The 12,521-nt window shown below is 62.2% G+C and carries 11 protein-coding genes and 1 tRNA gene; 7 read left to right on the forward strand and 5 right to left on the reverse strand.

Features of this window, described 5'->3' with window-relative positions:
* Nucleotides 1–45: 45 nt before the first annotated feature.
* The 4 genes from ACT3TP_RS08145 to ACT3TP_RS08160 form a co-directional block, all read right to left on the reverse strand.
* The gene (locus ACT3TP_RS08145; RefSeq protein ID WP_444620333.1) at nucleotides 46–1,035 is read right to left on the reverse strand and encodes an LLM class flavin-dependent oxidoreductase; all 990 of its coding nucleotides are present in this window, start codon (nucleotides 1,033–1,035) and stop codon (nucleotides 46–48) included.
* Nucleotides 1,036–1,703: 668 nt separating this feature from the next.
* Nucleotides 1,704–1,779 (reverse strand) — tRNA-Val (locus ACT3TP_RS08150).
* Nucleotides 1,780–1,883: 104 nt separating this feature from the next.
* The gene (locus ACT3TP_RS08155; protein ID WP_444620335.1) at nucleotides 1,884–2,336 is read right to left on the reverse strand and encodes a redoxin domain-containing protein; all 453 of its coding nucleotides are present in this window, start codon (nucleotides 2,334–2,336) and stop codon (nucleotides 1,884–1,886) included.
* Nucleotides 2,336–2,710, reverse strand: a complete 375-nt coding sequence (locus ACT3TP_RS08160; protein WP_105649268.1) for a DUF3052 domain-containing protein — start codon at nucleotides 2,708–2,710, stop codon at nucleotides 2,336–2,338. The genes ACT3TP_RS08155 and ACT3TP_RS08160 overlap by 1 nt, the downstream gene beginning before the upstream one ends.
* A gap of 404 nt (nucleotides 2,711–3,114) precedes the next feature.
* Here ACT3TP_RS08160 and aceE point away from each other — a divergent pair, with 404 nt between their 5' ends.
* The 7 genes from aceE (at nucleotide 3,115) to ACT3TP_RS08195 (ending at nucleotide 11,867) form a co-directional block, all read left to right on the forward strand.
* Complete coding sequence (gene aceE / locus ACT3TP_RS08165; RefSeq protein ID WP_444620337.1) at nucleotides 3,115–5,859, forward strand: pyruvate dehydrogenase (acetyl-transferring), homodimeric type; 2,745 nt, start codon at nucleotides 3,115–3,117, stop codon at nucleotides 5,857–5,859.
* 144 nt (nucleotides 5,860–6,003) lie between these two features.
* Complete coding sequence (locus tag ACT3TP_RS08170) at nucleotides 6,004–7,212, forward strand: PucR family transcriptional regulator (RefSeq protein ID WP_444620338.1); 1,209 nt, start codon at nucleotides 6,004–6,006, stop codon at nucleotides 7,210–7,212.
* Between the two features lie 175 nt (nucleotides 7,213–7,387).
* Nucleotides 7,388–8,311: an ACP S-malonyltransferase gene (locus ACT3TP_RS08175; protein WP_444620339.1), complete on the forward strand. Its 924-nt coding sequence runs from the start codon at nucleotides 7,388–7,390 to the stop codon at nucleotides 8,309–8,311.
* Between the two features lie 23 nt (nucleotides 8,312–8,334).
* The gene (locus tag ACT3TP_RS08180) at nucleotides 8,335–9,396 is read left to right on the forward strand and encodes a beta-ketoacyl-ACP synthase III (protein WP_444620340.1); all 1,062 of its coding nucleotides are present in this window, start codon (nucleotides 8,335–8,337) and stop codon (nucleotides 9,394–9,396) included.
* A gap of 135 nt (nucleotides 9,397–9,531) precedes the next feature.
* Nucleotides 9,532–9,777, forward strand: a complete 246-nt coding sequence (locus ACT3TP_RS08185; protein WP_096287019.1) for an acyl carrier protein — start codon at nucleotides 9,532–9,534, stop codon at nucleotides 9,775–9,777.
* A 117-nt stretch (nucleotides 9,778–9,894) separates the two neighbouring features.
* On the forward strand, nucleotides 9,895–11,136 hold the full coding sequence (locus ACT3TP_RS08190; protein WP_105552470.1) for a beta-ketoacyl-[acyl-carrier-protein] synthase family protein: 1,242 nt from the start codon (nucleotides 9,895–9,897) through the stop codon (nucleotides 11,134–11,136).
* A 155-nt stretch (nucleotides 11,137–11,291) separates the two neighbouring features.
* Nucleotides 11,292–11,867, forward strand: coding sequence for a dihydrofolate reductase family protein (locus tag ACT3TP_RS08195; protein ID WP_105552025.1), 576 nt, complete (start codon nucleotides 11,292–11,294; stop codon nucleotides 11,865–11,867).
* A gap of 129 nt (nucleotides 11,868–11,996) precedes the next feature.
* Here the strand turns inward: ACT3TP_RS08195 and ACT3TP_RS08200 are convergent, their stop codons facing one another.
* A complete protein-coding gene (locus tag ACT3TP_RS08200; protein ID WP_096287023.1) occupies nucleotides 11,997–12,500 on the reverse strand; it encodes a DUF3145 domain-containing protein in 504 nt (167 codons plus the stop codon).
* Nucleotides 12,501–12,521: the final 21 nt, after the last annotated feature.

Here is a 12,521-nt window from a genome sequence, read left to right on the forward strand (position 1 = left end):
ACGGCTCGGTCCAAGCTCACCCAGATTGCGCCACGACTGGAAGCGTTAAAACCAGGCCTGCGCAAGGAGCTGCAGGGAACGATCACGCACAGCTGGATCGAAGGCGTAGGTCGTCGTAATGAGTTCATCCGCACCGGTTCGCTGCACAAACGCATCCAGTTCAGCTTTCACCGTCGAGGCAGCGCCCACCGCCTTGATCTTCAGCATCGGGTTTCTCATGGCGCCGTGGCTTGCCAGCGTCGCTGGGTCCACCGGAGGCTGCAGCTTGCGCGATTGTCCGTGCTGAATATCTTGGAACATCTGCTCTATCACCGTGAATTCTCGCGCCGCTTCCTCATCGGTGTCCGCGACCATCACGTTGATGCCAGCCATCACGTAGGGCTTTTCAATCTGAGCCGTCACCGACTGCGGATTGAATGCCTCTCGGTAGACTTTCAGCGCGTGGTCAACTTGTTCCGGAGCGAAGTGCGAGGCGATCGAAAATGGTAGACCTAATTGCCCGGCAATAGAGGCACCATTGACCGTGGAGCCAAGCACCCAAATCGGCACGTTCATGCCGGCTGACACCGCAGAGACGATCGGCATGCTGTGGGCCGTGCCGGTTTCCCCGAACCAGCCCTGCAGGTCATAAATGCTCCGCGCAAACTCTTGCGGATCAGCCGAGGAACGACTGAGCGCCTGCGCGGTCATACCGTCTGTTCCTGGTGCGCGGCCAAGGCCCAGATCGATCCGATCACCGTGCATGTTAGCCAAGGTTCCATACTGCTCAGCGACCATCAGCGGAGAGTGGTTGGGCAGCATCACGCCACCAGAGCCCACTCGAATCCTCTCGGTGACCGAGGCCGCCTGCGAGATGAGCAACGCCGTGGCGCTCGAGGCGAGACTTGGGGTGTTGTGGTGTTCGGCAAACCACAGCCGATGGTACCCAAGTTCATCTGCCAGCCGGGCGGTCTTCATCGAAGCGGCGATCCCCTCGCGAGCTGTGGAGCCGTCAGAGATGGAGGCAAGATCAAGAATGCTCAACGGAACAGGCAAATCGTTTCCTTAAGTTAGAATTTTTGCAGTATTTTCTTCGCAAAACGGAATTTCGTCGCATTAGGCAGTAACCACGCTGAGCGCATTCCTATTCCAATGCCCTCCGGCTCACAGGGGCTTTCGGCAGCAGGACACCGATCACGATCGCCTTTCCCCGGCATCCGTACCGTCCACGGAGAACAGCCGTCCGCTGAAGATCCTCGTTCTATGAAATCAACACTCTCCGGTGAACCCCATGCCGTTCAAACGATATGCATTACTTTGGGTTGCGCCACGACACCGCAGGACCCTACAAGTCGATTCTGATCAACAGCATGGTCGGGTGTTGATGTCTTTGTGGAACGCCGTGTCTACTTTCGAACCCTGATGACGCACATCGCTGAGGAATTAATCGACAACGTCTAGATGGTTCTTTGGATTGGCAGTCGAGGGATCTTGGGCTTCGTCATCACTTCTGCCGAAGCTCTCGATGATCTGCTGCCGGTAATCAAGGGTTAAGTGCCAAAAAAGGTGTACAGAAGCCACCCAAAACAGATGACCACTAGGACTAACACTGCCAACATATGCTCTACGATCTTGCTGCATGAAAACAGCGACCCACCCTGAGGGGCGAGCCGCTGAATCGTGTTTTCAAAATCGGTTAAATGCCGTTTTGAACTATGAAATTTTGGTGGGCCCTACCGGGATCGAACCGATGACATTCACGGTGTAAACGTGACGCTCTACCAGCTGAGCTAAAGGCCCAAATCTCTATGCTGCCTTGCGTTTATCCAAGCCAACGAGAGATAAATTTACCGGCATTTTCCTCACCGTGCAAATCGAGGGAAGCCGGCGTGCGGCGAGCAACGTCACCGCGACCTCTTGACCGCCTCGAAGTAGCTTTCCAGACTGCGCGGTTCGGTCATCAAGCTGGTCATCACATCTTGCACGACGCCGTCCACCAGATAGAGAGTCAGGCGCGTTGCCACGCCCTTTTCTTCGTCAAAGGCTCCAGCCAGCCGGGCAACCGCCCCATGGGGCCAGAAGTCGGCGAGCAGGTCGAATTCTATGCCCAGGGATTCGGCGTAGGAGCGCAGCGTGAACTTATGGTCCACGGAAATTGCACAGACACGCACCTGCCGTTCGCTGAAAAGTTGGTGGTGTTCTTGGATTTCTGCCAGTTCGGATCCACAGACGCGGGAAAATGCCCACGGATAAAAAACCACCAGCACCCGGCCCGAAGCGAGCTGGGTGCTGGTGATCGTTTCGCCGTACTGATTTTCCAGCGAGAAATCGAACAGGCGTGAACCTGTTTCGATCATTAGTTCTTCTTGCGTGGTGCCAGGCGGATGGCGGACCAATCCTCGGAGACACCCTCGGTAGTAGTTACATGAAGCCCCGCGGTGGGAGCATCCTGTTGAATCTGGGTTGGGGACACATGTCCGGCCCGACCCTGCTTAGGGGTTAGCAGCCAAACAATGCCACCTTCATCAAGGCAATCCAATGAATCCATTAGGGCGTCGACCAAGTCACCATCGCCGTCGCGCCACCAGAAAATGACTGAATCGACTACGTCGTGGTCGTCTTCGGTGAGCAATTCTGAACCGATCAGGTCCTCGATAGCATCGCGAAGATCGAAGTCCACGTCTTCGTCATAGCCCAGTTCCTGAATAAGGTCTTCATCTTTGAAACCCATAATCTTAGCGGGTTCCAGGTTTGCCGATACGGCGTCGCTCACTTCATTTCCTCCTGCTGCTACAAAGCGTTACTAACAACAAAACACTCTTTTGCCGTCCCATTCAAGCGCTAACGACGTAACACGCCGGTAATTCTACCTCGATGCATTGTGACTAACATCATTCTTACACGACCATTGACTACATAGCTCCTGTACTGAGTTGCATATGTCACTCAATAAGTCAGATATAAGCCGTTTTTGGGTCAAAAACGTGTACTTTTCACTTCCCCATAAGAACTAGAGTATGGGTTGAAACGAGATGCTCACGTCACTCAAGTGTGCCTGTCTCAAAGTCCCAACCCGTTGAACGGTCCAAAACTTAGACCAGATCGACGGAGCCGCAATTCAATCAAGGAGCTTCCGTGGCTGTAGAGGAACACATCTCCCAGATCCGTAGTGGTTTGACTTACCAGCTATCCGATCGGGATCCCGAGGAAACTCAGGAATGGTTGGACTCATTCGACTCGCTCGTCGAGGCGCAGGGCACCGAACGTGCCCAGTTCATCATCCGCTCGCTGCTGCAGCGTGCCGGCGCGAAATCCGTCGGTGTCCCACACGTGACCACCACCGACTACGTGAACACCATTCCGGTGGACCAGGAACCAGAATTCCCGGGCGACGAGTCCGTGGAACGCCGCTTCCGCGCATTCATGCGCTGGAACGCAGCGATCATGGTGCACCGCGGCCAGCACCCTGACATCGGCGTCGGCGGACACATCTCCACCTATGCCGGTGCGGCCACCCTCTACGAGGTCGGCTTCAACCACTTCTTCCGCGGCAAGGACCACGCCGGCGGCGGAGACCAGGTCTTCTTCCAGGGCCACGCCTCCCCGGGCATGTATGCCCGCGCCTTCCTCGAAGGACGACTGGGCGAAGAGGACATGGACGGCTTCCGCCAGGAGAAGTCCAAGGAAGGCCACGCGCTGCCTTCCTACCCGCACCCGCGTTCGATGCCGGACTTCTGGCAGTTCCCGACCGTGTCGATGGGTCTGGGCCCGGCAAACGCCATCTACCAGGCGCAGCTGAACCGCTACATCCACAACCGCGGCATCAAGGACACCTCCGACCAGCACGTCTGGGCCTACCTGGGCGACGGCGAAATGGACGAGCCGGAGTCGCGCGGATTCCTCCAGCTGGCAGCCAACGAAAAGCTGGATAACCTCACCTTCGTGGTCAACTGCAATCTGCAGCGCCTCGACGGTCCGGTGCGCGGCAACGGCAAGATCATGCAGGAACTCGAGGCCTTCTTCCGCGGTGCCGGCTGGAACGTCATCAAGGTCGTCTGGGGCCGCGAGTGGGATGCCCTGCTCGAAGCCGATCCGGACGGCGCTCTGGTCGACGTCATGAACCAGACCCCGGATGGCGACTACCAGACCTACAAGGCGGAGTCCGGCGCATTCGTGCGCGAGCACTTCTTCGGCCAGCGTCCGGAGACCAAGGAACTGGTCTCCGAGTACACCGACGACGAGATCTGGAACCTCAAGCGCGGCGGCCACGACTACCACAAGGTCTACGCGGCCTATAAGGCAGCCACCGAGTTCAAGGGCAAGCCAACGGTCATCCTGGCCAAGACCGTGAAGGGCTACGGCCTGGGCACGCACTTCGAGGCGCGCAACGCGACCCACCAGATGAAGAAGCTGACCCTGGAAGACCTCAAGGGCTTCCGCGATCACCTGCGCATCCCGATCACCGACGAGCAGCTCGAAGCCGATCCGTACCTGCCGCCGTACTACCACCCAGGTGTTGACTCCGCGGAGTACAAGTACCTGATGGAACGCCGTGCGGAACTCGGCGGCGCGGTGCCAACCCGCCGCAAGGAGACCAGCACGCCGATCTCCCTGCCCGGGGACAAGTCCTACGCCTTCGCCAAGCGCGGTTCGGGCAAGCAGCAGGCGGCCACCACCATGGCCTTCGTGCGCCTGCTCAAGGACCTGATGCGCGATAAGGACTTCGGCCACCGCATCGTGCCGATCGTGCCCGATGAGTCGCGCACCTTCGGCATGGACTCCTTCTTCCCCACCGCCAAGATCTACAACCCGGCCGGGCAGAACTACCTGTCGGTGGACCGCGATCTGGTGCTGGCCTACAAGGAATCCCCTGCCGGACAGCTGATCCACCCGGGCATCAACGAGGCCGGCGCAGTCGCGGCCTTCACCGCCGCGGGCACCAGCTACTCCACCCACGACGCGCCGCTGATCCCGATCTACGTGTTCTACTCGATGTTCGGTTTCCAGCGCACCGGCGACGCCTTCTGGGCGGCCGCGGACCAGATGACCCGCGGCTTCATCATCGGCGCCACCGCCGGGCGCACCACGCTGACCGGCGAGGGCCTGCAGCACGCGGACGGCCACTCGCCGCTGCTTGCCGCAACCAACCCGGCAGTGGTCACCTACGATCCGGCCTTCGGCTACGAGATCGGGCACATCATGCGCTCGGGCCTGGACCGGATGTACGGCGGGAAGCACGAAGATCCAAACGTGATGTACTACCTCACCGTGTACAACGAGCCGATCTCCCAGCCTGCCGAGCCGGAGAATGTGGATGTCGAGGGCATCGTCAAGGGCATCTACCTGCTGAAGGAAGCGACCACCGACGGGCCGCGTGCCCAGCTGCTGGCCTCCGGCGTGGCACTTGCCTGGGCCGTGGAAGCCCAGCAGATCCTCGCCGATGAGTGGGGTGTCTCCGCCGATGTCTGGTCGGTGACCTCCTGGAACGAGTTGGCGCGCGACGGCCAGATCGCCGACGACAAGGTGCTCACCGATCCATCCTCCACTCGCCCGGTGCCGTTTGTGACCTCGAAGCTTGAGTCCACCACCGGTCCGGTCATCGCCACCACCGACTACATGCGTGCGGTGCCGGAGCAGATCCGCCCCTACGTCCCGGGTGAATTCCACACCCTGGGCGCGGACGGCTTCGGCTTCTCCGACACCCGTGCCGCGGCGCGTCGTTTCTTCAAGATCGACTCGCACACCCTGGTGGTCAAGACCCTGGCCTCACTGGCAGAACGCGGCGAGATCCCGGCGGACACCGCGGTGAAGGCGCACGCCAAGTACGACCTGAACAACCCGAACGCCGGAACCTCCGGCAACGCGGGCGGCGACTCCTAGCCTCGAGCTATGCCAAGCCGAGGCGGCAAGGGCACGAATGCAGTTCAACTGCCTTCGTGCCCTTGCGGTTATTAACCTCATATTCGCTTCGCGGCGGGGCAAACCTACGAGCGAGTACCGGAAAACTTCCGTATGCTGTGAATTATGAGTCCTCAGGTCGAACCCACATCCAGCGTGCGCTCGCGCGCCGTGCGTTTGCCCAAGCCCACCCCGGAAACCATCCGCCGGCTCAAGAGCCACCTCGGGGTGCTTTCCACCACGGCGCTGAAATACCTGGACCAATCCCTGCCCTGGTACCGCTCGCTGGAGCCGGACGAACGCGCCGCGCTCGGGCTAGTCGCGCAGAAGGGCATCTCCACCTTCGTCTCCTGGTACGAGGAACCCGAATCCACCCCGGCCTGGGTGATGAACGACGTCTTCGGCGCCGCCCCCACCGAGCTGACCCGCTCCATCTCGCTGCAGAAAGCGCTGGCGCTGCTGCGCACCATCGTGGAGGTCGTCGAATCCCAGGTGCCCGATATCGCCGCGGAGAACGAACAGGCCCAGCTGCGCGAGGCGGTGCTGCGCTACTCGCGTGAGGTCGCCTTCGCCGCCGCCGACGTCTACGCCCGGGCCGCCGAAACCCGCGGCGCCTGGGACTCGCGGCTCGAAGCCCACGTGGTGGACGCGGTGCTGCACGGAGAATCCCAGGATTCGCTGTCCTCGCGCATCGCGGCCATCGGCTGGAAGTCGCAGAAGAACATCCGCATCATGGTGGGCACCACCCCGGGCTCGAACTCGGTGACCTTCGTCGCCGCGCTGCGCCGGATGGCGCTGCGCTATTCCAGCGACTCGCTGGTGGGGGTGCTCGGCGAGCGGGCGATCCTGATGCTCTCGGATACCAAATTCGAGGAAGCCGACCTCTCGCGCTTCGCCAGGTTCTTCGGACCCGGCCCGCTCGTCTACTCTCCGATGGCAGCCACGGTCAAGGATATGCACACCGCCGCCAGCGCAGCGGTGGCCGGCTATGCCGCGGCCAAAGCCTGGCCGCAGGCGCCCGCGCCGGTGGGCGCCGACGACCTGTGGCCCGAGCGCGTCTTCAACGGCGACCAGATGGCGCGGACCGCGCTGATCGAGCGCGTCTACCTGCCCCTGCTGCATGCGGGCAACGGCCTGCTCGAAACGCTCTCCAGCTATCTTTCCCTGGGGCACTCCTTGGAGGGGACCGCCCGGGCGCTGTTCGTGCACGCGAACACCGTGCGCTATCGGCTCAAGCGCGTCTCCGAGGTGACCGGCTGGGATCCGCTGGTGCCCCGCGACGCATTTGTGCTGCAAACCGCGCTGGTGGTCGGCCGGCTCGCCGAGGCGAACTAGCCGCACCCCGGTTTTTATGGAGACCGCACAGTTCAACCGGCGCAACACAAGCGCATTACATGGGTTTTCATGCTCGGCGTACGATAAGCTTTTGTAGAGTTCCTACAAAGAGCCACCACGAGCTTGGTACCGAAATACCGCGCGTGAAGCCGCAACTATTTGGAAAGCTGTAAGAGTGCTAGCAATCGTTTGCCCCGGACAGGGCTCCCAGACCCCAGGTTTCCTCACCGACTGGCTCGAAGTGGATGGCGTTCGCGACCATCTCTCGGCCCTGAGCGAGATCACCGGACGCGATCTCATCGCCCACGGCACCGTCTCGGATGAAGAGACCATCAAGGACACCGCCGTCGCCCAACCGCTGATCGTCGCCGCCGGGCTGGTGACCGCGCGTGCCCTGTTCGGTGCGCAGCTGCCCGCCGGTGCCGTCCTCGCCGGACACTCGGTCGGCGAAATCACCGCCTCGGCCCTGGCCGGCGCGCTGGGCGAAAACGATGCAATGAGCTTCGTGCGCACCCGCGCCAACGCGATGGCCGAAGCCGCAGCTGCCACCCCTACCGGCATGGCAGCGGTGCTCGGCGGAGACCCCGATGAGGTGCTCGCCAAGCTTGAAGAGCTGGGACTGACCCCGGCCAACGCCAATGGCGGCGGGCAGACCGTCGCCGCCGGCACCCTGGAGCAGCTGGAAACGCTGGTGGCCAACCCCCCGGCGAAGGCCCGCGTGATCCCTTTGAAGGTCGCCGGCGCATTCCACACCAGTCACATGGCCCCCGCGGTGGGCGTGCTCGAAGAACTGTCGAAAACGCTGGCCCCGCAGGCCCCGGCTCAGCTGCTGCTCTCGAACTTCGACGGTGCCCCGGTGGCCAACGGCGAGGCGAACCTCGGCTCGCTGGTAGCCCAGGTCTCCCGCCCGGTCCGCTGGGATCTGTGCATGGAGACCCTCGCAGCCCAGGGCGTCACCGGACTGCTGGAGCTCTCCCCCGCAGGCACCCTGGTGGGCCTGGCCCGCCGCGGACTGAAGGGCGTGAAAACCCTCGCGCTGAAAACTCCCGAAGACCTGGGCGCGGCCCGCGACTTCGTCGCCGAGCACACCGCCAACTAGCAGACGGGCAGCTTTCCGCAATCATGAGCCTGCAACTGAAAACTCCGGCCACCAACGCCTACAGCCGCATCCTGGGCACCGGATCCTTCCGCCCGGATGTCGTGGTGACCAACGACGACATCTGCCAATGGATCGACTCCTCGGACGAGTGGATCCGCCAGCGCACCGGCATCATCACCCGCCACCGCGCGGATGCGAACACCTCGGTGCTGGATATGGCCGAAGCCGCCTCCCGCCGCGCTTTGGAGGACGCCGGAATTACCGCCGAGCAGCTGGATACGGTCATCGTCGCCACGGTCACCTTCCCGCATGCCACCCCGTCGGCCGCCTCCGCGCTGACCGAACGCTTGGGCGCTACCCCGGCCCCGGCCTATGACATTTCTGCCGCCTGCGCCGGCTACTGCTACGCGGTGGCTCAGGCCGACGCGCTGGTGCGTGCCGGGCTGGCCCAGCACGTGCTGGTGGTCGGCGTGGAGAAGCTCTCGGATTACATCGACAATTCCGAACGCACCATCTCATTCCTGCTCGGTGACGGCGCAGGCGCCGTGGTGATCGGCGCCTCCGAGGTTCCGGGGATCTCCCCGTCGGTGTGGGGTTCGGACGGTTCGAAGTGGAATGCGATCAGCATGACCCACTCGCAGCTGGCATTGCGCGAATCGGTGCTCGGCAGCGAAAACGAGCTGCTGGAAAGCGCCGTGGACGAACCGCTGGAGGAACACGCCAACCCGTGGCCGACGCTGCGCCAGGACGGCCAGACGGTCTTCCGCTGGGCGGTGTGGGAAATGGCGAAGATGGCCCGCAAGGCCTTGCACGAGGCCGGGATCGAAGCCGAGGATCTGGCCGCGTTCATCCCGCATCAGGCGAATATGCGCATCATCGACGAGATGGTCAAGCAGCTGAAACTTCCCGAATCGGTGGTGGTGGCCCGCGATATCGCCGAAAACGGCAATACCTCCGCGGCCTCGATTCCGATGGCCATGGACCGCATGCGCCGCGAGCACCCTGAGGTTTCGGGCAAGCTCGCCTTGCAGATTGGTTTCGGCGCCGGGCTTGTCTTCGGCGCTCAGGTAGTACTCCTGCCCTAAGCTTTAACCCGAAGGCGAACACCGCCTGGTGGGAACCAGTAAAATTTTCACTAAGCCGGACAGTGCCCCGCACGGGGAACTGCGCCACACACAATGACCGGAATATTCCGGCACTACGAGAAAAGGAGCCACCTGATGGCTAGCAACGAAGAAATCCTGGCGGGCCTCGCCGAAATCGTGAACGCCGAGACCGGCCTGGACGTTGCCGACGTGCAGCTGGACAAGTCCTTCACCGAAGACCTGGACATCGACTCGATCTCGATGATGACCATCGTCGTTGAGGCAGAGGACAAGTTCGAGGTCAAGATCCCGGACGAGGAAGTCAAGAACCTGAAGACCGTTGGCGACGCAGTGAGCTTCATCGCCGCCGCACAGGCCTAAGCATTATCGCCCACCCGTAGCGGTGCGGCAATCCGTCGTGCGGGAAAGCCGCACGCACGGGCCGGTACGTGAAGCCGGCCCCCAATATTTTTACACCGCCCAGTAGAGAGTTTGATGATGGCGCGCAAAGTAGTGATCACCGGTCTCGGAGCCACAACCCCCATCGGTGGGGACGTCCCCACCCTTTGGGAGAACGCCCTCAAGGGCGTCTCCGGCGCCGCCACCCTGACCGATTCCTGGGTGGAGGAATACAACCTGCCCGTCACCTTCGCAGCGCGCGCCTCGGTCCCGGCCACCGATGTGCTTTCCCGCGTGGAAGCCAAGCGCATGGACCCTTCCACCCAGTTCGCCGTGGTTGCCTCGCGCGAAGCGTGGAAGGACTCGGGGATCGAAGAATTCGACCGCAATAAGCTGGCCGTCGCCTTCGCCACCGGCATCGGCGGGGTCTGGACCCTGCTGGACGCCTGGGACACCCTGCGCGAAAAAGGCCCACGCCGCGTGCTGCCGATGACCGTGCCGATGCTCATGCCAAACGGCCCGGCAGCTGCCGTGTCGCTGGACTTGGGTGCCGAAGCCGGCGCGCACACTCCGGTCTCCGCTTGCGCTTCGGGCACCGAGGCCATGCACGTGGGACTGGAACTGATCCGCTCGGGCAAGGCCGATATCGTCATGGTCGGCGGTGCGGAAGCCGCGATCCACCCGATGCCGATCGCCGCTTTCTCTTCAATGCAGGCGCTTTCGCGCAGCAACGACAACCCGCAGGGTGCCTCGCGCCCCTACGACATCGACCGCAATGGCTTTGTCATGGGCGAAGGCGCCGGAGCGCTGGTGCTGGAGGCCGAAGAGCATGCGCTGGCACGTGGCGCACGCATCTACGCCGAACTGGCCGGTACCTCGGTCACCTCCGACGCGCACCACATCACCGCGCCGGACCCTCAGGGCCTGGGCGCGACTCGTGCGCTGAAGGCGGCCATGTTCGATGGCCTCATCCAGCCCGAGGACGTCGTCCACGTCAACGCCCATGCAACCTCCACCCCGGTCGGCGACAAGCCGGAATACACCGCGCTGAAGGCCGCTCTGGGAGATCACCTGGACGATGTCTGGGTCTCGGCCACCAAGTCGCAGATGGGCCACCTGCTCGGCGCCTCCGGTGCCGTCGAGTCGGTGCTGACTACCTTGGCGATCTACAACCGCAAGGCTCCGGTCACGATCAACCTGGACAACCAGGATCCGGAGATCCCGTTGAAGGTCGTCACCGGCGAGCCTGCACTGCTTCCGGCAGAGGGCAGCATCGTGGCGCTGAACAATTCCTTCGGTTTCGGCGGGCATAACGCCGTGGTGGCAATCCGCAGCGTCTAGCGACCGCTTGATTCGATGGCGGGGCGCCTCTAGTTCTCTAGAGGCACCCCGCCATCGGTGTTTTAACCACCGGTTGGCGGGGCATAACTATTGTTCGCCGCCCCCAGCGTTGTTAGGCTCGGCGGTATCGGCAACCTAGGGAGAAGGGAACTGCCATGCGCAAGCTCATCGCGACAGCGTTTGTTTCGGCGGACGGGGTCATGGAGGCCCCGGGCGGCGAACCGGGGTACCGGAACACCGGGTGGACCATGTCCAGCGTCGATTTTGATCCCGCGGCCTATGAGCTGAAGGGAGCCGAACAAGATGAAGCCGAAGCCATGCTGCTGGGCCGAGTCAGCTACCAATCCTTCAGCGCCGTCTGGCCGGATTTGACCGAGGATTTCCCGAAGTACAACGCGATGCCCAAATACGTGGTCTCTACGACACTGCACGATCATGATCTGGTGGACAACTGGGGCCAGACGCAGATCTTGCGATCTGCCGCCGAGGTGGCGCGGCTCCGTGCCGGCGATGGTGGACCGCTGATTGTGCACGGGTCCGCGACCTTGCTTCATTCCCTGCAGGAGCACCAGCTGGTCGACCGGTACCACCTGTTGGTGTTCCCCGTGCTGCTCGGCGCGGGCAAGCGGCTGTTCAGCGAGGCTTCGTTGCCGGCGCAGAAATTGGAGCTCATCGATTCGGCCGTGTATTCCAATGGCATCCAGAAGAACGTGTACGACGTGGTGCGCTAACGAACCAACACCGGCAAACGGGATCCCGATTCACATCGGGATCCCGTTTGTATTGCGGTAACACCCCGCACCACCGGGGATTTACTCGGGAAGACGCAGACGGTCTCCCGGAGACTTATTAACCAGTTGTTATACCACCTGGTTGAGCCATCGAACAGGGATATCTTCACCTGCGTGGCGGAAAGGTTCAAGTTCTTCGTCCCAGGCTTCACCGAGGGCAATGGACATCTCCTGGAAGAAGACGGCCGCGTTCCCGTCGCCCTTTTCGTAGGCCCAACGGATGCGCTCTTCGCCGACCATAATGTTGCCCGAGACGTCGACGGTTGCGTGGAAGATTCCCAGATCCGGGGTGAAAGACCAGCGGCTGCCATCGCAGCCTTCACTTGGTTCTTCGGTGATTTCGAATCGCAGATGCTGCCAACCACGCATGGAAGAGGCGAGCGTGGCCCCGGTACCCTGTGGGCCGGTCCAGCTAATTTCGGCGCGACGAAGTCCAGGCGCTACGTGCTGGTCGGTCCAGTCCATCTTGACCGGTCCACCCAGCACCGCCTCTATGGCCCACTCCAGATGTGGGCATAACGCGGCAGAGGCCGAGTGAATAAAGATCACGCCTCTGGTCATCGGTGCAGACATGCCATCCTCCGTTACGATGTT

The sequence above is a fragment of the Glutamicibacter sp. AOP38-B1-38 genome (assembly GCF_052377485.1).
Classification (GTDB): Bacteria; Actinomycetota; Actinomycetes; order Actinomycetales; family Micrococcaceae; genus Glutamicibacter.

What these genes read in the sequence shown, in the direction of transcription:
- ACT3TP_RS08155 (WP_444620335.1), bottom strand. Translation starts at nt 2,336, where the DNA reads ATGATCGAAACAGGTTCACGCCTGTTCGATTTCTCGCTGGAAAATCAG.
- ACT3TP_RS08160 (WP_105649268.1), bottom strand. Translation starts at nt 2,710, where the DNA reads ATGGGTTTCAAAGATGAAGACCTTATTCAGGAACTGGGCTATGACGAA.
- ACT3TP_RS08170 (WP_444620338.1), top strand. Translation starts at nt 6,004, where the DNA reads ATGAGTCCTCAGGTCGAACCCACATCCAGCGTGCGCTCGCGCGCCGTG.
- ACT3TP_RS08180 (WP_444620340.1), top strand. Translation starts at nt 8,335, where the DNA reads ATGAGCCTGCAACTGAAAACTCCGGCCACCAACGCCTACAGCCGCATC.
- ACT3TP_RS08185 (WP_096287019.1), top strand. Translation starts at nt 9,532, where the DNA reads ATGGCTAGCAACGAAGAAATCCTGGCGGGCCTCGCCGAAATCGTGAAC.
- ACT3TP_RS08190 (WP_105552470.1), top strand. Translation starts at nt 9,895, where the DNA reads ATGGCGCGCAAAGTAGTGATCACCGGTCTCGGAGCCACAACCCCCATC.
- ACT3TP_RS08195 (WP_105552025.1), top strand. Translation starts at nt 11,292, where the DNA reads ATGCGCAAGCTCATCGCGACAGCGTTTGTTTCGGCGGACGGGGTCATG.
- ACT3TP_RS08200 (WP_096287023.1), bottom strand. Translation starts at nt 12,500, where the DNA reads ATGTCTGCACCGATGACCAGAGGCGTGATCTTTATTCACTCGGCCTCT.